The organism is Butyrivibrio sp. INlla14, from assembly GCF_900102515.1.
Taxonomy (GTDB): domain Bacteria; phylum Bacillota; class Clostridia; order Lachnospirales; family Lachnospiraceae; genus Butyrivibrio.
In genome coordinates this window covers 35,163-53,974 of the sequence record NZ_FMVS01000028.1, presented here as the reverse complement: position 1 = coordinate 53,974, position 18,812 = coordinate 35,163, and the positions used below count along the sequence as shown (strand labels likewise).

Here is an 18,812-nt window from a genome sequence, read left to right as displayed (position 1 = left end):
ACTCCTCCAAGTGCGAGGATGCTCGGTCTTCTGATCATAACGATAGCACCGCCTATGGCAGAACGGGCAATCATCCTGATGCCATTTATCAGTCCTAGCCTGTATCCTGAGGTGGCATACACCATCCTGGTCATCATAGAAATTTGCATCTTCTATGACAGCATGGTTGACATTGAGCAGTTTTTTACATAGTGTATTAGCAGAAACCATCTGTGGGTACCTCCGGTATCTCTGAATGTTGTAGTTTAGTCGCTAATACATTACAGAAACACAGATGGTTTTTCAATTGTAAAAGTACATCAGAGGTTAGGCATAGTACCCACCTTTATGCCAGAAGCCTCTCATTAATTTGATATTTCCTTTCTAAAATTGTTGCTCGTCGTTATGTCATACTGCTTTTCTCAGATTGCGCTTGGCATTTTGTTGTGCTTATTCTCCTGAAATTGATACTTGGCAATAAGTTGTGCTTGCTCTCTTGAAATTGATGCTTGGCAATAAGTTGCGCTTGCTCTCTTGAAATTGATGCTTGGCAATAAGTTGCGCTTGCTCTCTTGAAATTGATACTTGGCAATAAGTTGCGCTTGCTCTCTTGAAATTGATGCTTGGCGTTGTGTTGGTATAATTTCCTTTTATATCCGCATAACCAGTGCCTATCAATATATAGATATTTTCTTTTCTGCACCACATATATTTTTACGTCTAGTTCTTCATTTCATTTTTCTAAGCAGTATGCTCAAAAATTGATTACTGCTCAATTATCAAAACAAGCAAAACTATAGTAAGACTCTGCAAATTAAAAGGATTTGTATGCAATTGTCTTACTGCCTGAATTGTCTATTTTTCTCCGCAGCGGTAAGAATCAAGCAAGCTTACGGCTAGTATGCAAAACACTAAAAAAATTTCGTAGTCCAAAATTCTCTGGCTTACTATAAAAATGAATAATTGGAAAATCTAGCAGTAACTCAGGAAATGAGCTACTGTAGTTTTGAATAAAACAGAATTCAAGACGTAATTCTCAGCTTTATTTCATCAAATAAATTAAAATTCAATACATACAAGCTAATACACAAAAGCTAATACATAAAAAGAACCGCATATTTATGCGGTTATTTTCAATCGGAGTGACGTGATTCGAACACGATTGAAATTTCTCAAAGCCCGCATGGAAAGGAGGTTTGACAACACCGACTGACCTCTTGGTCAAACAATAGGTCAAACAATTTTTTGCTTTCTCAGATACAGTATACGAAATAGTATAACTCCATATCTTCGATACCGATTTAAGTTTACAAGCCTATGATTACTGCTATAATTATGCTATTGGTGCTACCTAAACGGTCGCGGTTAGTCCTCTATCAGGGAGTACAAGCCCTGTTAATATAGAAACTCGCAAGAGAATACCTATAGGAGGAACCTGCCCTATGATAACCATGGAAGGCTTGATTGCAGTACTTGCGCTTTGCGCAACATTCTTCGGTCTCGGCTATTCCATAGGTCGGAATAGCAAGCATTAAAATAACCGCTCAGCCTCGAAAACTAGCGGTTATTTTAATAATCGTATAATTTCGGACTAGCCGTTGCTGTACGGGTAGTACCTTTTTGTATCTTGAATATAGCATTAATGCCGTCTTGTGTCAAAGAGTTTTCTGCTGGTTGTCAGCCTTAGCACCCAGTTAAGATGCCTTAAAGGTGCAGAAATAATTAAGTCCCCTGCCTGGACTACAACGTTTATCCCCATTGCCGGGCTTGATACCTGCAAATGGCATCTTATGTGGTGGAAAGCTTACCCTGCTCCATCTACAGCACAACTTTTTACGATGCTCTTACATCGGAAACATCTCTATTTCTGTCTTCATTATATCATTTATCTATCCCCACTTATCTGCATATTCAATAAGCTTAAGAAAATCGCTTATATCTTTAGATATCACATCATCCACGTTAGCCTTGAGCACATCTGGATATTGTGCATTATAAGCAGGTCTCATCAACTCATCATATGAGGCTTTTAATTTGTTTACCGTCTCTTTGTCTGAAAAATCTGTATTTATGATGTTGTCACGGATGTTTGCAATAAGATCCCGGTTTGTTGCAATATCTGTGCTTGCATACTCATTAGTTGATTTTCTTACTTCATTTGGCACATGAACCTCAATGCCAAAATATTTTCCGGATTCAGGATCATCATTAGTCTTAGTTTTCTTATTTGCCAGCATCCTTTCCTGAGTTCTGATCAGATTATTATTGTAGTCTTTCATAGCCTTGCTAATAGCTTTGGCCTGATCATCATTAAAGCCTTCGTAAGCACGGTTATCAACAACCTTCTGCGCTACTTCCATCTTTGCATAATCTCTGTAACTGAGATATCCATTCTTTAACTGACTTCCGACACCTGTTATCAAATCTCTTGCAGCAGATAACTCCTCATCATTAAAAGAAGCTCCGCCAATTTTATAAACACCTTCTGCATTTTTGCTTACCGGTATGTCTTTTTCATATAAAGCGCTTACAGGATGATTATTCCAGGAATCTCTCACTTTTTCTAATTCTTCAGCACCTAAAGCAGAAATAGACAAGGTAGCTGCCGTATCTGAGAAAGCAGTATTTATTTTAGATTTATCACTTAGTTTCTCGGCAACCGCGTTCTGTAAGCCACTGCTCTCATCCTTATTTACAGACTTTGTCTGCATCTCGTCACGCTGCAACTTTGCAGCATATATATCCTGACTAATATCTTTTACCTGTCTGTTCACTGAAGTAATATTGATTCCTGTCATAATCATCTACCTCCTTGTACATGATTTGTGAATATCACAAGGGTTTCTCTTTTTCCTTTCGGCATCAATCCTTTATCAGATAATACTAATTTCACCAATAGCATCATCTATGTCATGAATAGCGTTCTTCTTATATCTGACTGTCAACAGCGCTGCCCTTAACATCATTTGAAAGTAAGCTCAGCTTATTGAGGATATTCGTAATTTCAGAATTAACAGCATTCTGCGTATCCTCCATAGATGCACTCTCAGAAATAATAGTTCTCTGGGCATCCTCTGCTCCCATGCTGTCAGCTTCTGCACGTTCTCTTCTTGCAATAGCCCGTTTGGTATCAGCACTGGTTCTTTGGCTCTCTACTGCGTGTTCCTTGATATTCTCTATCATTTCCTGCTGCATAGCTTCTTTTTCGAGTTTCTTTGCTTCTTCCTTCTTCTCTTCTTTCTTCTTTTCGGCAGCTTCTTTGGCTTCTTCCTCGCGTTCCTTCTGCTCTTCGTCTACATGCTCAACCGCTTCCTGCGTCAAAAGAGCTATAGCCTCTTCGCCCGCTGCTTCCATAATATCTTCAGCTTCATCCTGAGCTTTCAGCATATCCTGTGACTTAGCTCGTTCTCTTTTCATATCTGCAAAGCCCTGAACATTTCCCATCTGCTGAGCTTTTGCCCTGTCTATATCAAGTGAATTCTGCTGATTCTTCGCAACATAGTATAAAGCCTGCTGCTGATACTCTGACATTTTGCTTTTTTCTTCATCAGATAAACCATCCTTGGAATTATTCATCTTAAAAGCAAGTTTTGAAAGCTCATTATTCTCTTCGCTGTCCAGATCAATTCCATATTGTTCCTGTAACTCTTTTAGCCTGGCATCATTCTCCATCGTATCAGCAGTCTTTTCGTTTATCACATCCTGAAGACGCTTTATCTCATCTTTAATGCCCTGCATCTGAGCATCCAGCTTCTTCTCGCCGCCAAAAGCATCGGAAACCACCTTGAGTGCCTGTTTTCTGGCTAGGCCCTGCCTCTGCTGGACAAGGCTTTCACCCTTCAGATTGGCACCTGATACTGAGGACAAATTGCCGCTCTTATGTGCAGTTTTACCTACCCCAGTAGTCGACTGGGCATTATTCTGATTTTGGAAAGGATTTATTTGAACATCCGTGTTCTGTTGTATCCTCATAAAGCACCTCCACTTATGGCAAAACTGATACTATCTTGTATCATGCATAATTATGTTCATCTATATGTATATCGGCAAAAATGATTCTTTATTAAAGCCTGAATAGCTCACTCTTTTTTATCAATATTTGACGGCAGAATTGATGACAGCACATCTGAATAATTTCCAGTACTCGTATACGTGCCACCAGCTCTTGCTGCGGCGTTTGTCATGGACTGCGCCTTGTCGTAAACCTTTGATGCAAAAGAGTTATAACCTGTAAATACACTCTTCAAAGTACTGATATCCGCCTTTTTAAGGGCGTCCTCATCAAGCTCAAGCTTATTATCAGCACCTACTGATATACCAGCACGCGCCAGAAGCCTTTCTGTAGACTTTGTGGTCTTGGTCATCCATGCAGCATTTCTTAAAACATCCTTGGTGTTTGAATTACCGGCACTCTCAATAGTTTTGTTGTAATTATCAACAAATGACTTTACAGCCTTGGTAATTGTATCCCAGTCATAATCTTCTTTTGTAGTCTCTTCGCCCGTCTTCTCATCTTTAGTCTTGATCTGTTTCTTTTCCCAAAGAGAGTCCTTCATAAGAGCACTTGCGGACTTTGCCAGAGTACCTGCTGCACTTCCCATGGAAGTAAGTTTTGCAGATGAATCCCTACCTGATGAAGCACCATCAGCCTTCTGCTTGGCATAATAGGCCTTAACAAGTTTCCCATAGGATCCATTCTTTATACTGGCGTAATCTGAGAGGTTTATTCCACCCATGATACCATTATTATTGCTGTTCCCTGAATTGATACTTAAACCAGCCAGGAATGAACTGGCATTTTGGTTATACGCGCTATAATCGTTATCAGCGCTGTCATAATAGTTACTCTGTGAATATCCTCTGATTGTTGACATCTATTCACCCTCCTTTGCTGTTTCCCGGAATCCATTCCCTTTATATGTGGTAATCAATATGCCTATATTTTTCAGGCAACGCTTTATCAAGTGGCAAGTTATTTAATTCCTTCGCCTGTGCTATTGCAGCGGCATCAGCTTCAGCAAGTGATTCATCTGATAGCGCCTCAAGATTCTCCTCGTTAAGTTCAGCCATGTCCTCTGCCATCTCTGCGAGCTCTTCAATCTGATCCTCAAGCTCATCCATGACCTCAGAAAGAATACCTTTATCCTTGTCAATACCAGTTGCCTCCTCGATCATTTCCTCACGACGCTCTTCCGGTGTCTTTGGAGCCATCTTCTCAGCTTCCTCAGCAATCTTTTCACCGCGTTCTCTGGCCTCATCCAGTATATGGAACATCTGAGAGTTGTTATACGAGGCTTTAGCTGCATCAATCTGGTCATCATACTGCTGGAACATATCAAGCTTCCTCTGGATATCCTCAAGAGAATTGGTTTTCATGTTCTTTAGGTTTTCCTTCTGCTTTTCAAAGAAGGCTATCTGATTATCACGCTTAGCCTGTCTTTCCATTCGATCCTGCGTTGCTTTGCTCATAGGTCTGTTAAGAAGATTTAACCCTTGCATGTTTATATTCATAGGCGTTCTCCAATATTCTCTGAAGTTCTTCAAACTGCTCCATCGTGAGATCAACGTGCTTTTCTTTGATAGGACTTGGATCTAATAGTTCCCTAAAAAATGCTTTAAGACCATCTGCCATAACCACCAGCCCCCTTCGTTATTATCAAACTACCTGTTCATTAGAGTTGAGCAGAGCACTTAGCGAAGTTCTTTTGAGCTTAGTGCGAGCCATGCAAGTTCACTTAGCGAGGTTCTTACGAGCTTAGTGAAGCTTGCTGATAATAATCCTCAAACAGCTTATTGGCTGCATTCATAGTCTCTTTGCATATTGCCGGAAGTTCACGTCCCCAGGTCTTAGTAGCCTGCTTGAATCCCTTTTCCATGGCTTTCTGCATCTCTTTCATCTTGTCGACATCATCTCCGGCAAGGGCTGCAGCAAAATCAAACAGTCTCTGGGATGTCTGCTTTACACCGTAGTATCCGTCTTCAGAAATATCTTTCTGTGCCTGCGCTCTTGTAGCCGCATCAACCTTGATATTTCCACCAGCAAGCTGTTGCCACATGCTGTTTCCTGTAGCCTTGCCATATGCACCTACCTGTCCCTGCAGAGTTTTCTGAACTATAGCCATCAGCTGGTTTCTCTGTTGTTCCTCTGCTGCTTTCATCTGCTGAACAATAGCTGCTCTGTCTGTAGCTGATTTCTTATAGATTGCCTTGGAATCATCCTCTTTGCTATTCTTCTCTGTGGCTGTCTTCTCATATACAGCGCCCTGCTGGTTTACCGCTGATTCCTTCTCTTCGTCTTTCTCATCGTTCTTTGCCCAGCTAGGCTCAGCATTATTAACGCCTGCATAGTTGTAGTTTCCATAGTTTGTGTTGATTCCGATACTCATAATGTAATACCACCTCCGTTTCACTTCGGATACAGTCTTACTAAGCTCGCAATGCTCGCTAAGTGCGACTAGCATCCTTTTATTAACATTTGTTAGCAGTATCCGTAAAAAAATAGTTTAAACTGTGGCATCAAATGATCCACCTGTTTCCACCGACATACTTTGCGATGATGTGGTGGTTACTGGCATATCCATTCCTCCAAGTGACAACGAAACTCCGCAGTCATATCCTCCAGCTAATGAGGCTTTTCCAGCGTTTTCCTTTTCCGATTGTAATCTGTCAAACAAGGCTTTCAGATATTTTAGGTCAGCTTTCAGAATGTCCCTTGCTTCATCCGATCTGTGTTTCACCTTAAGCTGCTCCAGATCTTCCGGTGTCATAGATCCTGAAAGAGCTTCTGCCATCTCATCCAGATCCTCATCAAGCTCAGCTGTTTCTTCTGCCATCTCCATCATATCCTCAGCAGCCATCTCCAGCTTTTCCATAAGAGCTTCAAACTCTTCCTGTTCCAGCTCTTTAATTTCTTCCTCAGAAGCCTCTTCATCAATGGTTTCTTCCGGCTCAAGCGGCATTTCTTCTTCACTTTCAATGCCTCTTTCTGCCCGTTCTTCCATCTTCAGATTCTTCTTTTTCTTGTCACAGGCACGCTGGACCATTTCCGCATGAAGTATAGCCCTTAGGATTTCTTCTTCATCATAGTCGCCGTTCTTTAGCTGCTTACGCAAAAGACCTATCTTCATCCTTATGCTCGTTGATACCTGTGCGGCTTTCCCTGATGTCTTTGCAGCGAGCACCTGCGACGAGACCTGCTTGAAACTGTATAGAGCTGCTTTTTTCTTTTTTCCGGTCTGCTTTGTCGGTTTACAGATTCCTATAGTTCCAACATGATTACCGTAGGCATCATAGAGTTTTTTTCTGTAATGCGTTGTATTTCCGCTTACATTTACTTCCCATCCGCCATTCACATGACCACCTCCTTACAGCCACATGATAATGCGCTCCCAGATATCCATATCTGTATGCTTTGGCAATTTGATTAGTCCGTCATGGATTTCGCTTGCATTAATCTCTGCCCATCCACCACCGCCGCCGATTCCGGGGATCTTATAATAGCCGCCTGATGAAATGTGAAACCATTCATCTGTTCCTTTTGCCTCAGGATATTGCTCCAACAGAGCCTTTCCATCCACGTAAATATAATCATCATCAAAATCTACTACGATTGATTTTTCCACATCTGTATAGATTTTCTGTACATTTCCTGTATAACAAATGCCACTTATCATTCCCAAATCATTGGTCCTATTATATGAATTGGCTTTAATGATTCCTACTGAAGCTACAACCAGAATCACTAATGCAACTGCACCAATAGATAGAATCTTTAGATTATAGGCTTTTCTGGCAACGATCCTTTCCAATCTTTTTTTCAGAATCTTATAGCTGTCATCCCACGCAAAAGACATTCCGCCCTCACAACCGAGCTTTTTCCTTGTATGCATCATATTCCTGGCACATCCTAAGATTGTCTCGCCATAATCACATGCATCAATTCCGCTTCTCTGGATTGTAACTGTGTCGCAGATGTCCTCAAGGTCTCTTTTCATATATCCTACGCAAAGATGCAGGAACAGATTAGGCCACAGCATAACTCGCAGAATATCATATGCAAGGAGTATCCAAAGATGTCCGAGCATAATGTGCGTCTCTTCATGCTTTATGACAACCCCGGCTTCATCTGATGAAATGCTTTCAGGGATAACAATTACAGGTCTTATGCATCCAGTGCAGAAAGATGCCAGTTCACCGGGGAACACCTTGATAACATATTTTGATCTATACTCTGCAGAATCATAAAGACGATTTACTGAATCTGAAAGTTTTTTCCTTCTCCACCAAAACCTGAAGCCAATTGCTAATATACCGATGACATAAACCATGCCAATCCATTTGTGACTTATACATAGGCTATGCCACCAAAGCATCAGATATAAACCAGCCTTAGTCTCAAAATACATATGAAGCTTCCCACAAAAAATAACGGGAATCAATAGACACCACAAAGCAGCCTTTCCAAAAACGCTCTTAGAAAACAGCGTGCTTCGCAGAATCATAATGATTCCCAAAACCAAAATCGATATGATTGCACAAAAACCAAGTATGGTCGCGAAATAGACACATACAAATTCTAAAAATCCATATAGCTTATTAAAGAATAACAGCATTCCCTGCATAACTGCTCCTTCGCTCATCCGTGAGACTCATTTATTCTTCTTAGCCTTAGCTATTAGGTTTTCCAGTTCCCTTATCTGTTCTTCAGATAGATTTTCTTTATCTAATAATGCAAATGCTGCTGAAAGCCTGTTGCCTTCAAAATAGCTTTCAACAAAAGCACTGCTCTTTGCCTTTTGGCACTCCTCTCTTCCTCTTGCAGCTGTATAGTGATAAACCCTGCTATCATCCGGATCCACGGTATATGTAAGCATTCCTTTTTTGCAAAGTCTGTTTATCAGGACTCTTACCATTCTCTGTGTCATCTTGGAAGACTTCGGAAGTCTGTCTGTTATCTCAGCAGATGTAAGGTCATGGCCGCATCTCCAAAGCACCTCCATGATCATCCATTCGCTTTCACTTGGAAGCATCTCTTCTCTTGGCATAATATACCTCCCGCATGTGCTTAATCAGATTATTTCTCTATTTATAGGATAACACATGAAATAACAAACATTAATTATAAACGCAAATTAATAAACATTTAAGATTTTAAGTCTTTATATCCAAGCTGTGATTAACTGAAATGCTTGCAGATACTTCTGAAGGAGTTGTGGGCGCTACTCTCTCATCGATGTGAGGAACACTGGTATTATAAGTTGATGCTGACTTAGTTTTAACTTCTACGCCGGCAACAGTAATCTGTTTTTCTTCGCCTTCACCAGGAATCTGAACATTTCCGGAAGCCTTTTCAGCAATCTGTTCCTGAAGCTGCTCGGCCTGCTCTCTTCTCTCAGCACGTTTCTTCTCGCGCTGCTTTTCAATACGTTCATTCTGCTTTTGTTCCTCAGTATCTGCTTTGGCTGCTTCGTTCATGTTGCTGTTAAGCTCAGATAACTGTGACATTTCCTGCTGACCTATTTCAGTAGCTTTTTTCTGTATGTGCTCCAGTTCTTCTTTCTTTTTTGTAACGTCTCCACCTCTACCGGAATCCAGCTTGATTTCTGCTTCCAGTACTCCGGCTTTTCCGTCCATCTGTGATTTTATTGCATGCTGAGCCTTAACCTGTTTCATGGAACTGCTGGCAGATATGAGTGATCTTGTCATTACATTTGATAAAGCCATTTGCCTACCTCCGTGTATTATGCTTCTATCCATAAAGTGTCTAAAAATATGTATAGTTATCCTTACAACTTATTTATCGGATAACAATCGTTAATAGTTAATAGTTGTTATCATTTTTTATTATTCTAAGTACAATGCTCTTATTTTTAGCACGTTAATATTTGTAAAAAAGCGTCCCCAAATGTCCCCAAAAATAACCCAAATGGCAACCAAATGGCACTTTTAAATTCAAATTACATTGCTTAAACTTAAAATGCGTAGAGTATTAGCTCTAATGCATTCTATTATAAAATACTGTTGTGGACGTCCCAATTTTGTCACAGTTTTGTCCCGACTTTGTCCTAACTTTGTCCATTGAAAACAATTCTACAGGAGCTAAAATAGTATAAGAAAAAGAATAAAATGTAGGCGTCTCAATCAGAGCAATCAGGAGTTTTTCCTGGTTGCTTTTTTATTTGTTTTTGCCAAATAAGCGTAACGTAAAAAATGTAAAACAAGCGAATGCGCCGTTCCGAGTTTTCGAGGTGTAATGGAGTTTGGGGCGTTACGCCCCAACAAGCAAAAAATGGCATTTGTCCCACAAATGCACTGCTTGCCACTTTTTTATAGCCCTCGTAGGGATTCTTGAGAAGCGGCGCCACTGCTGGGTTTAAAGGAGGTTTTGAATATATAATCAAGAAAAAGACAACCAACCAAAAAATGAGTATTTTCGAAGACATAAAAGAGAATATTACAACTCGCCAGGTAGCAGAAAGATATGGAATTGCGATTAATCGTAATGGTATGTGCAGGTGTCCGTTCCATAATGATAGGATTCCCAGTATGAAGATTGATAAGAACTTCTACTGTTTTGGTTGCGGCGAAAAAGGTGATGCCATAGATTTTGTCTCAAAGCATTTTGGACTTAGTCCCAAAGATGCTGCACTTAAAATTTGTGAAGACTTTGGTTTGAACGCAAGCACAAATTACCATGCTCCACCAAAATATACATCTCCTCCAAAATCAAACGAGCAGCTTTTTAGAGAAATTGAAAAGCATTGTTATCTTGTTTTATGTGATTACCTGCATCTGTTAGAAAAATGGAAAACTGAATATGCTCCCAAGGATGAAAACCATGAATGGCATCCTTACTTTTGCGAAGCTCTGAAGGAAATAGATCTGATTGAGAATCTTCTGGATACAATTCTCTACGGAAATATTTCTGACAGAGCTTTTTTAATTACAAATTATGGAAGGAAGGTAATAGATATTGAAAGACGAATGGAACAGCTTAGATGAAAACACAAAGAAGGCTCTGCTTAATGTAGCAAGGCAATTGGAATCTGCCAGTGATGAAGTTAACTGGTTTGATCAAAAAGCAAACAGAATTGATGAGGTGGAGTTCTGCTCATGGTTCATCAGAAGACATCCACTTAAATATGTTGGTGGAATCTTTTATGACATTGATGGAATTGTCAGCGAGGAAAAACTCAAAAAGGAAATAGTTGATATTCTGAAACCTTACGTAAAAACCAACATAGTAAAAAAGGCTAAGCAGGTTCTTGATGCCATACGCTATGAGGTCCTTTGCGATTCAATGCCAAAACATACAGACAGGGTTCATTTTAAGAACGGAACCTATTTTATTGATGGTGGATTCATCCCTGAAAAAGAATTCTGTTCAAACCGCTTGCCTATAAATTACAATCCAAATGCAAAAGAGCCTGTAAGGTGGCTTAAATTTCTTGATGAACTTCTTTTCCCTGAAGATATTGCTACTCTTCAAGAATTCATGGGATACATTTTTATCCCCACAACCAAAGCCCAGGCAATGCTCCTTCTTGTAGGTAGCGGTGGTGAAGGCAAGTCCAGAGTCGGTTTTGTCTGCAGAAATCTTCTTGGAAATAACATGACTGTATGCAGCGTTAATACACTGTCGAGCAACAGATTTGCTTTGGCGGATCAGGAAGGCATGCTCCTTATGATTGATGATGATATGAAGATGGAGGCTCTTTCCGATACCGGCATCATTAAAGCTGTGGTTACCATGGAAGATAAGATGAACCTTGAACGTAAGGGTCAGCAGAGCTACCAGGGCTACCTAAACGTCAGGATAATGGCTTTTGGTAATGGCTCTCTTAATTCTCTTTATGATAAGTCAGATGGATTCTACCGAAGACAGATAACTCTCCGGGTAAAAGAAAAATCTGAAAACAGGATTGATGACAGAAACCTTTCGGAAAAGCTCACATCAGAGACAGAGGGAATTGTCCTCTGGTGTCTTGAAGGATTAAAGAGGCTGATTGCCAATGAATTTCATTTCACAATAAGCGCGCGTACTGTTCAGAATCAAACAGAGCTTCGTAAGGATGAGGATAGCATCCTGGATTTCTTTGAATCAGAAGGATATATATCTTTCAAGGAAGAAGCCCTCTGTACAACAAAGGACTTGTATGAGGCCTATATGCTTTGGGCTAGCGAAAACCTTGTTAAGCCAAGATCTGAAAACTCATTTTCCAGAGAAGTCAAGCAACGTGCCTCTAAGCTTGGAATAACCTACCTCAAGAACGTATCCATAGATAGAAAGACAGCCAGAGGATACAAAGGCCTGTATGCCAATCATATCGTAGATAATGTGCCTTTTGAGAAGTTCAAAGGCGCATAAGGCATATAGGCATTGGTTTTTGAAGTTGCTCCTTATAAATCACAACAAAATATCTCAATCAAGTTGCAAATCATGTGCCTATGTGCCTAAGTCCAGTACGGAAAAGGGTTACATAGGCTTTTTATATGCCTTTAAAATGCCTTATGGAGCCTGATATATGATTCTAACCGAAAAGGATGCAAACCCAATTTCACAGCGTGATATCTTTGAGCAGATAAAAATACTAAGTTCCAAGAAGCTCCGATTGGAAACCGATGCCGACTATGCTACTATAAACTCAGTCGGTGTTGTTATCGAAGATTTGGAAAAACAGATTTTACAACTCAAGATCCAGGCTATCGAAAAAGAGCTTGGGAAAAAGATAACCACTGTCAAAAAGCCGAATATAACTTTATATTTAGTGTCTATCACAAAGGATGGCAAGAGAAAGCAGATATCAGCAACTTCTGTAGAAGCATTATATCAGAAGGTCATTGGTAGGATGCTCCCTGTCGCAGATACATACAACAGTACTGTCTCTGTACAGGATGTATTTAATCTCTTTTCAAAGCATAATCACACACCAATAGTTGATAATGATGGAGCTATTACCTATCCAACCAGCACTGCAAGGCGCAAGGACCAGTATTGGAACAAGTACTGGGCAGAGGATGTGATTTCTACTCTCCCCATACAGACTGTGATTTCCGGGGATATCATTGACGCCTTCAAAAGACTTACTGCAAGCAGGAAGTACAACGCAAGACAGATTGATCAGGCTAAGAGCGTGCTTAAGCAAACTTTTGACTATGCTATCTGGCAGAAGATAATAACAATCAATCCAGTTATTTCTCTTCCAAACAACATGTGTCCTAAGAAAGCCAAGAGCATGGATAAGAAGAAGGCAACTTCCAAGGACTGGCGCTATAGCCTAGAAAATCACCTGAAGGCACTTCCAAAGCAGACAGTTTACTCACTTGCCATAAGGTTCTGGCTTACATCAATGCAAAGAGTTGGTGAGTGGCTTGCAATCACTTGGGATGATGTTGATTTTGAAAAAGAGACACTAACAATAAAGCACTCATTATCTAAAAGAGAAGTTGATGGAAAACTTGTAGTAGTTGATGATGAACATTTAAAGGCCGATGAAGTGGCTAGAGAAATTCCACTGACAGATAAGGCACTTCACATATTGAAAGAGCTTTATCTTATCAATGGTCAAAAGAAATATGTTTTTAACAGTAAAGGTAATCTTCCTATCAGCACTAACCGCGTTAATGAGCATATTAAGATGTATTGCAGTGATATTGGCATAGAGCCTATGTCAACTCATGCACAGAGACGCGGAGCAATTCAAGAAGCATATTCTATGCAAATGGTTGAGGATCAGATAAGAGTAACCGCAGGACATGCAGACAGTACTATGACCAGATATTATAACAAGCAGAATAACAGAACACTGTCAAAAGAATGTCTCGAGGAACTTCTCGGCTGATCAGGTCAAACATTTGGTCAAACAAATTCTAAAAAAGGGCAAAGAAAAAGCCGCTAAACAAGCGGCTTTCCGGCAATCGGAGTGACGTGATTCGAACACGCGGCCCCTACCTCCCTAAGATAGTGCTCTACCAACTGAGCCACACCCCGATTCTTGCTAGTCCAAGTAACAAGTGTACTTGAATCAGCGACGTTTTTCATTATATAACGCAAGCAAAAATAAAGCAACCCTTATTTTTCAAAACTTGCCCATCATTGCTATCCCCATCACTGTTCTACAAGAAATACGCACTGTACTGCACATTTCTATCTACGATATATTCGCAGCTACATCCAGTGCAGTCTTAATCACATCTAGCGCAGCCAGATCGGTGTCAATTGTCCTGTCCCCCGTCTCCGCTACCACTATTTAGGATCATCTTCATGATAACCTGGACATTTTTAGCGCTGACCTTTTTGTAGTCGCAGCCGACATAATGCTCATTACCATTTCCCTGAAGGTAATTCATCACAGCATCTGCTGCCCTGTGGGACTGCAGGATATAGTCATTAAACACTGTACCAGCAATGTCACCATCTTCAATAGCTGCAATAGTTTCCGGAAGAGCATCAACTCCAACCACATAGATATCCTTGCCTGGAACAAGTTTTCCACTTTTAATTGCATCCACTGCTCCAAGGGCCATGGCATCATTGTTACATATAACAAGTTCCGGGATAAGTCCCTGAGAAAGTCCCTCCCTTACAAGAAGCTTGGAAGTTACCCTGTCCCAGTTTCCAACCTCATCCAAAAGACATTCCATCTCAACACCGGCATTCTTGATAGTCGAGACTGAATACATAGTTCTGTAGCCAGCATCAACATTCTCTGGAGCGCCCTCTATCATGAAATACTGAATTACTCCATCTCCATTTTTATCAAGTTCATCCAATCCAAGGTCCAGAACAAGTTCCCCCTGGTAAATGCCTGACTGTCTGGCATCGCACCCTACATAAGTAACATCAAAACCGTAATTTTCCCACCTGAGTTCCTCTTCTCCACTAGGCTCACGGTTGATATATACAAGTGGAATCCCGTTAGATACCGCTTTATCAGTGATAGCTCGGGCTACAGAGGAATTAACAGGATTGATTATAAGCGCATCAACTCCCTCGTCTATCAGCTTCTCAACTTGTGATAGCTGGATAGATTCGCTGTTAGCACTGCCATAAACTATTATATTATTCTTGGAAAATCCCTTAGAAACAAGGTAATTAACGAGTTCATTATTAAACAGAGTCATAAAATTATCAGAAATCTGATAAATACACACTCCCACCTTTGTTCCACTATATGAACTAAGGGTTACAGCTTCCTGCGGCTTTTCTTCTACTACTTGACTAGAACACCCCACTAGTAGGGAAAAAGCCAGGGCTGCCATAACCATATAGCAAACTAATTTTTTCTTCATTACAAAACGCCCCGCACTGCTTAAGCTAAAAAAACTAATTTTAGCAACGTATCTAATATTATCACAGATTATGAAAATATAGAAGATAATTTCCGACTATTCTCATTAGTACGGCTCTCATCAGCATTAGTATCCCACTGTCTGAGTCATACTCCAGCAATTATTTTGTACTTTCCAAATAGCCTTTTACCATCACTTGCTATTTTTGTGCAAGTGGTCGAGAACAGCCCATAATATCACCAGCGCAGCAATTCCTATAATTGCCAGATGCGTTGTCTTTATACTAAAAACCTTGTCATCTCTTTCTACAAGACTTTCTCCAATATCCTGGTAAAGCACGACCCCTGGACACATAATATCTGTGCTGATGGTAAGGACATCCGCGTCAGGAGAGGCGTCTTCAATAAGTTCACAGTTTCCCATATTGCTTGATAAAAAGAAATATGACCTACCCTCACCTATAAGATACAGTGGAATATCCATCTGTACATCGACATCAGAAGAAAGCGTTACTAAAGAATTCTCTTTATCATCAGATATTGTCTTGCTTGCTTTGACATCCAAATATATTCCTTCAGTCAGCTTTCCTATCTGCTCTTCATTTTTCTCTATTGCCTCGCTATATTGAGCCAGAAGCTGCTCATCATCCACCTCATCTGACACAACAAAATAGAAGGTGAGAAGCGCATTTTCACCTTCACTTATCCTTTCAAGTTCTTTTTGAGTAAAGCAGGATGTTACAACACTCGAATAGTCACCAAAGCGAAACTCTGGTGCTATAACCTCCATCTGACTGGAGGAATCAAGAACTATATTTACCGAACCTTCTCCATAAGAAATATTTGTCACCTGATGCATATGTAGCCCCCAGTGCTTTATTTTTCAATGCTGGTTGTGCCATCCTCATAGGTAATGACCCAGTAGCCTTTATCGCTACCGCAGTCCTCGTAATACTTCTTATCAACTACGCGCTTTTCACATTTTTCCTGGGCCTTAGCATCTTCTTTTCCAGTGCCTGACTGTTTCTTCTGATCTGCATCATCTTTTTCTGCCTGCTGCCCGGAAACCATTTCATCCTCCAGCTCCTGAGCACTAGAATCTATAGTCCCGGTAAGAGGAACACTCTCATCAATCCCAATTTCTGTAGTATCCAGCACACTAAGTGCCTTTGAAGTCTTGCTATTTCCAAAAGTCATCTCATCTCTTCTGATCACAACAGCTTCGTTATTTTCATCAATAACAACCATCGGAATCTGGCTGTCTCCTGCAACTGCCATCTCAAGCACGTCATGATAGGATGGAACATAGTTAAAGAGAAGCAGGTTCACCAAAAACAGCAAAAGCACCGATCCTGATATAGTTAATGAAATAAAAGCTAAACGTCTCATAAATCCTCCATGATAATTATTCAAAGCTCACCGAAAAGCTTCCAGTCTTTTCAAGCGGTCCTGCAGGGTAGCTATCATAGGTCTGCTTGTAGTAGCCCCCACCCTTTGCATCCTGCATCTCCGGATCAAAGACATACCATCGGTTTCCAAGTCTTACCTCTGTCCAGGAGTGTAGGGTCCTGCCTCCAAGTGCTGAAGTGACTGTTCCTACGCAAACTCTTGATTCATAGCCAAGGCCACTGGCCAGATAAGCAAAAGCTGCAGCATATCCATAGCAATTAGCCTTACCCGTTGAAAGAGCTTTTTCTGCATAATCCTCAGCCCAGTCGCCCGCAGGTATCTCCGTACTACGCTCATAAGATAATATCTCGGTAAGATAATCAAAAGTGCTCTGGAGCTTGTCCACTCTTCTCATATTCATTGTTGTACAATCATTTAAAAGAGCTGCAGACATAGCCATGAGGCTGGTGTTTGGCACGATGATAGTGCCATCAGCGCATTTCCACTTAACAGTTCCACCATCATGTACAAAATGTGCTCCCGGAGCATCAACTTCCGGTCCATATTCAAGAGCCTGGCTTTCAACCACAGAAACTATACTGTCTTTTAAATCCTGTGGCACACCGTGAAGAGCATACTCGCCTATAGAAACCACCGTGTCAGGGATGTAAGCCCCCGAAAGAGCCGGTGGAAAGCACAAAAGTTCTGTCATCTGCTTGTCATATAAACACCCGCTGTAAGAAGCATATATTGGATTATTTGCACTTACAGTAATAGCCTGAAGGTTGATCAGGTTTCTAAAAGCATTTGCTGTGATTTCATACACATCACTTCCTATGTGGATTGTAGTGATCTTATAGTTGCTTTTGAAAGTGGAAGAGTCAATGACTTCCCCGGCATCACCTGCAAAAGCCCTGCATGTAATTGTGTTGGCGCTTAAAAGAGCTACCGCCATAGCCAAAGATATAACTCTGGCAAACATACTTTTCATCATCATATCCCCGCAAAAAGATTAGTAGTCATTGGATACGCCCTTCATAGGGTTCGCATTTTTAGGAAGGTCCTGAGTACTAGCCTTGCCATTATCAGCATATGGCGGCCTTGTATTCATGATCTGGGAAATTGTTGCATAAGTTACATATTTCTGTATATCCTGCTCTACGCCGCCCTGCAGAGGATGCTTGCCATAACCGGCAATTCCATAGATTGCATCTGCGTATGCCTCGTGATTATCGCAGGCAATCTGGCAGTATTGCTGCTCCCAGGTATTTGCATTCATATGCACCCATTTAAGCGGAGGTGCCCCCGGATAATTCTGCTGTATCATGGCATCAAGGTAATCAAGGATAAGCCCCAGCGCTCTCGTTGCCCCTGCGCTAGTAAACTCATGTGCACAAAAGACTCCATAAGCAGTCCTGTATACTTTGCTGTTAGTGCTCTGCACTTCTTCCCTTGTCAGTTCTTTTCCCGCATTGCAGTATGCCTGGACTATTCCCGTTGCATAGGCTACCATCTGGATTTCATTTACCGGAGAAGCATTTGCATCCTTCTTATTGCTCTTCTTATTATTGTCACTGCTGTTAGCGGCCATTACCTGGTTGTAAATATTGGTCGCAAGCTGCTTGGCAACGCTTCTTGCCTCTGTCTCCTGGCGTCTGTTCATGCCTCCGTTACCATGGAGCTGTTCCGGAATAACTACCATTCCATCTTTCTTATCCTTGGTCAGCTGATAGGAAGGAACAATGTACTCATTGCTACTGCCCCAGGAGTGAGCGCCCCTAGTTATCTGCGTGTTAGCTACTCTGTTTTCTTTTAAACCATAAATCGCATAATGCTCAACCAGCTTGGCTGGATTAGCCCCATATGCAATTCGAAGATCATTGTAGTTCAGGAAATAGTAAAGCGGATTATATCCATACTTTGCCCCGTAATCCACGCCATTATACACAGTAGTGCCCTTGATAAGCGTATTATAGGTATCCTCTGATAAAGAAACCGTATCATCATAGGCTCTGCAGCTTATAGGAGAGTGCAAAAGAACTGCCACTGCCAAAACAAAACAGGTGATAACCTTACAAGATCCTTTAAGAAAACTACCAGACATAATAAAGCCTCCGTCACCATACCTGTGGTGAAGTGTTCTTGTGTTCTAAG

At 41.0% G+C, this 18,812-nt stretch carries 19 protein-coding genes and 1 tRNA gene; 4 read left to right on the top strand and 16 right to left on the bottom strand.

Annotation, left to right across the window (positions count from 1 at the left end; translation table 11 throughout):
- On the top strand, positions 1 to 192 hold a 192-nt coding region (locus tag BLO53_RS19320; protein WP_207648485.1), incomplete at its 5' end, for a hypothetical protein.
- Between the two features lie 1,676 nt (positions 193 to 1,868).
- Here BLO53_RS19320 and BLO53_RS15715 read toward each other — a convergent pair.
- The 10 genes from BLO53_RS15715 to BLO53_RS15675 form a co-directional block, all read right to left on the bottom strand.
- A complete protein-coding gene (locus BLO53_RS15715) occupies positions 1,869 to 2,777 on the bottom strand; it encodes a hypothetical protein (protein ID WP_092063692.1) in 909 nt (302 codons plus the stop codon).
- A gap of 130 nt (positions 2,778 to 2,907) precedes the next feature.
- Complete coding sequence (locus BLO53_RS15710; RefSeq protein WP_092063689.1) at positions 2,908 to 3,951, bottom strand: hypothetical protein; 1,044 nt, start codon at positions 3,949 to 3,951, stop codon at positions 2,908 to 2,910.
- A 107-nt stretch (positions 3,952 to 4,058) separates the two neighbouring features.
- Complete coding sequence (locus tag BLO53_RS19700; protein WP_242875394.1) at positions 4,059 to 4,853, bottom strand: hypothetical protein; 795 nt, start codon at positions 4,851 to 4,853, stop codon at positions 4,059 to 4,061.
- 40 nt (positions 4,854 to 4,893) lie between these two features.
- Entirely contained in the window at positions 4,894 to 5,490 is a 597-nt protein-coding gene (locus BLO53_RS15700; protein ID WP_176757319.1) for a hypothetical protein, read from the bottom strand.
- Positions 5,456 to 5,611, bottom strand: a complete 156-nt coding sequence (locus tag BLO53_RS19315; RefSeq protein ID WP_176757318.1) for a hypothetical protein — start codon at positions 5,609 to 5,611, stop codon at positions 5,456 to 5,458. Before BLO53_RS19315 ends, BLO53_RS15700 begins: the two co-directional genes overlap by 35 nt.
- Before the next feature lie 115 nt (positions 5,612 to 5,726).
- The gene (locus BLO53_RS15695; protein ID WP_092063686.1) at positions 5,727 to 6,365 is read right to left on the bottom strand and encodes a hypothetical protein; all 639 of its coding nucleotides are present in this window, start codon (positions 6,363 to 6,365) and stop codon (positions 5,727 to 5,729) included.
- A 117-nt stretch (positions 6,366 to 6,482) separates the two neighbouring features.
- Entirely contained in the window at positions 6,483 to 7,331 is an 849-nt protein-coding gene (locus BLO53_RS15690; protein ID WP_092063683.1) for a hypothetical protein, read from the bottom strand.
- A 12-nt stretch (positions 7,332 to 7,343) separates the two neighbouring features.
- Entirely contained in the window at positions 7,344 to 8,384 is a 1,041-nt protein-coding gene (locus BLO53_RS15685) for a M56 family metallopeptidase (protein WP_176757317.1), read from the bottom strand.
- Positions 8,385 to 8,627: 243 nt separating this feature from the next.
- Positions 8,628 to 9,023, bottom strand: coding sequence for a BlaI/MecI/CopY family transcriptional regulator (locus BLO53_RS15680; RefSeq protein WP_092063677.1), 396 nt, complete (start codon positions 9,021 to 9,023; stop codon positions 8,628 to 8,630).
- Positions 9,024 to 9,129: 106 nt separating this feature from the next.
- Positions 9,130 to 9,702: a hypothetical protein gene (locus BLO53_RS15675; RefSeq protein WP_092063674.1), complete on the bottom strand. Its 573-nt coding sequence runs from the start codon at positions 9,700 to 9,702 to the stop codon at positions 9,130 to 9,132.
- A 699-nt stretch (positions 9,703 to 10,401) separates the two neighbouring features.
- Here BLO53_RS15675 and BLO53_RS15670 point away from each other — a divergent pair.
- The 3 genes from BLO53_RS15670 to BLO53_RS15660 all read left to right on the top strand — a co-directional run bounded on the left by BLO53_RS15670 (position 10,402) and on the right by BLO53_RS15660 (position 13,820).
- The gene (locus tag BLO53_RS15670) at positions 10,402 to 10,980 is read left to right on the top strand and encodes a CHC2 zinc finger domain-containing protein (protein ID WP_092063701.1); all 579 of its coding nucleotides are present in this window, start codon (positions 10,402 to 10,404) and stop codon (positions 10,978 to 10,980) included.
- The gene (locus BLO53_RS15665) at positions 10,952 to 12,346 is read left to right on the top strand and encodes a DNA primase family protein (RefSeq protein ID WP_242875393.1); all 1,395 of its coding nucleotides are present in this window, start codon (positions 10,952 to 10,954) and stop codon (positions 12,344 to 12,346) included. The genes BLO53_RS15670 and BLO53_RS15665 overlap by 29 nt, the downstream gene beginning before the upstream one ends.
- Before the next feature lie 157 nt (positions 12,347 to 12,503).
- Positions 12,504 to 13,820: a tyrosine-type recombinase/integrase gene (locus BLO53_RS15660; RefSeq protein ID WP_092063671.1), complete on the top strand. Its 1,317-nt coding sequence runs from the start codon at positions 12,504 to 12,506 to the stop codon at positions 13,818 to 13,820.
- Between the two features lie 76 nt (positions 13,821 to 13,896).
- Here the strand turns inward: BLO53_RS15660 and BLO53_RS15655 are convergent.
- The 6 genes from BLO53_RS15655 to BLO53_RS15630 form a co-directional block, all read right to left on the bottom strand.
- Positions 13,897 to 13,969: transfer RNA gene (locus BLO53_RS15655), tRNA-Pro, on the bottom strand.
- 224 nt (positions 13,970 to 14,193) lie between these two features.
- Positions 14,194 to 15,270, bottom strand: a complete 1,077-nt coding sequence (locus BLO53_RS15650; protein ID WP_092063668.1) for a substrate-binding domain-containing protein — start codon at positions 15,268 to 15,270, stop codon at positions 14,194 to 14,196.
- Positions 15,271 to 15,462: 192 nt separating this feature from the next.
- Complete coding sequence (locus tag BLO53_RS15645; protein WP_092063665.1) at positions 15,463 to 16,128, bottom strand: hypothetical protein; 666 nt, start codon at positions 16,126 to 16,128, stop codon at positions 15,463 to 15,465.
- Positions 16,129 to 16,145: 17 nt separating this feature from the next.
- A complete protein-coding gene (locus tag BLO53_RS15640; protein WP_092063662.1) occupies positions 16,146 to 16,658 on the bottom strand; it encodes a hypothetical protein in 513 nt (170 codons plus the stop codon).
- Between the two features lie 16 nt (positions 16,659 to 16,674).
- Positions 16,675 to 17,649: a transglutaminase domain-containing protein gene (locus tag BLO53_RS15635; protein ID WP_207648483.1), complete on the bottom strand. Its 975-nt coding sequence runs from the start codon at positions 17,647 to 17,649 to the stop codon at positions 16,675 to 16,677.
- A 21-nt stretch (positions 17,650 to 17,670) separates the two neighbouring features.
- Positions 17,671 to 18,762: a hypothetical protein gene (locus tag BLO53_RS15630; protein ID WP_026488220.1), complete on the bottom strand. Its 1,092-nt coding sequence runs from the start codon at positions 18,760 to 18,762 to the stop codon at positions 17,671 to 17,673.
- Positions 18,763 to 18,812: the final 50 nt, after the last annotated feature.

Coding starts and splice junctions, on each gene's coding strand:
- BLO53_RS15715 (WP_092063692.1), bottom strand. CDS start 2,777: ATGACAGGAATCAATATTACTTCAGTGAACAGACAGGTAAAAGATATT.
- BLO53_RS15710 (WP_092063689.1), bottom strand. CDS start 3,951: ATGAGGATACAACAGAACACGGATGTTCAAATAAATCCTTTCCAAAAT.
- BLO53_RS19700 (WP_242875394.1), bottom strand. CDS start 4,853: ATGTCAACAATCAGAGGATATTCACAGAGTAACTATTATGACAGCGCT.
- BLO53_RS15700 (WP_176757319.1), bottom strand. CDS start 5,490: ATGAATATAAACATGCAAGGGTTAAATCTTCTTAACAGACCTATGAGC.
- BLO53_RS19315 (WP_176757318.1), bottom strand. CDS start 5,611: ATGGCAGATGGTCTTAAAGCATTTTTTAGGGAACTATTAGATCCAAGT.
- BLO53_RS15695 (WP_092063686.1), bottom strand. CDS start 6,365: ATGAGTATCGGAATCAACACAAACTATGGAAACTACAACTATGCAGGC.
- BLO53_RS15685 (WP_176757317.1), bottom strand. CDS start 8,384: ATGTATTTTGAGACTAAGGCTGGTTTATATCTGATGCTTTGGTGGCAT.
- BLO53_RS15680 (WP_092063677.1), bottom strand. CDS start 9,023: ATGCCAAGAGAAGAGATGCTTCCAAGTGAAAGCGAATGGATGATCATG.
- BLO53_RS15675 (WP_092063674.1), bottom strand. CDS start 9,702: ATGGCTTTATCAAATGTAATGACAAGATCACTCATATCTGCCAGCAGT.
- BLO53_RS15670 (WP_092063701.1), top strand. CDS start 10,402: ATGAGTATTTTCGAAGACATAAAAGAGAATATTACAACTCGCCAGGTA.
- BLO53_RS15660 (WP_092063671.1), top strand. CDS start 12,504: ATGATTCTAACCGAAAAGGATGCAAACCCAATTTCACAGCGTGATATC.
- BLO53_RS15650 (WP_092063668.1), bottom strand. CDS start 15,270: ATGAAGAAAAAATTAGTTTGCTATATGGTTATGGCAGCCCTGGCTTTT.
- BLO53_RS15645 (WP_092063665.1), bottom strand. CDS start 16,128: ATGCATCAGGTGACAAATATTTCTTATGGAGAAGGTTCGGTAAATATA.
- BLO53_RS15640 (WP_092063662.1), bottom strand. CDS start 16,658: ATGAGACGTTTAGCTTTTATTTCATTAACTATATCAGGATCGGTGCTT.
- BLO53_RS15635 (WP_207648483.1), bottom strand. CDS start 17,649: ATGAAAAGTATGTTTGCCAGAGTTATATCTTTGGCTATGGCGGTAGCT.
- BLO53_RS15630 (WP_026488220.1), bottom strand. CDS start 18,762: ATGTCTGGTAGTTTTCTTAAAGGATCTTGTAAGGTTATCACCTGTTTT.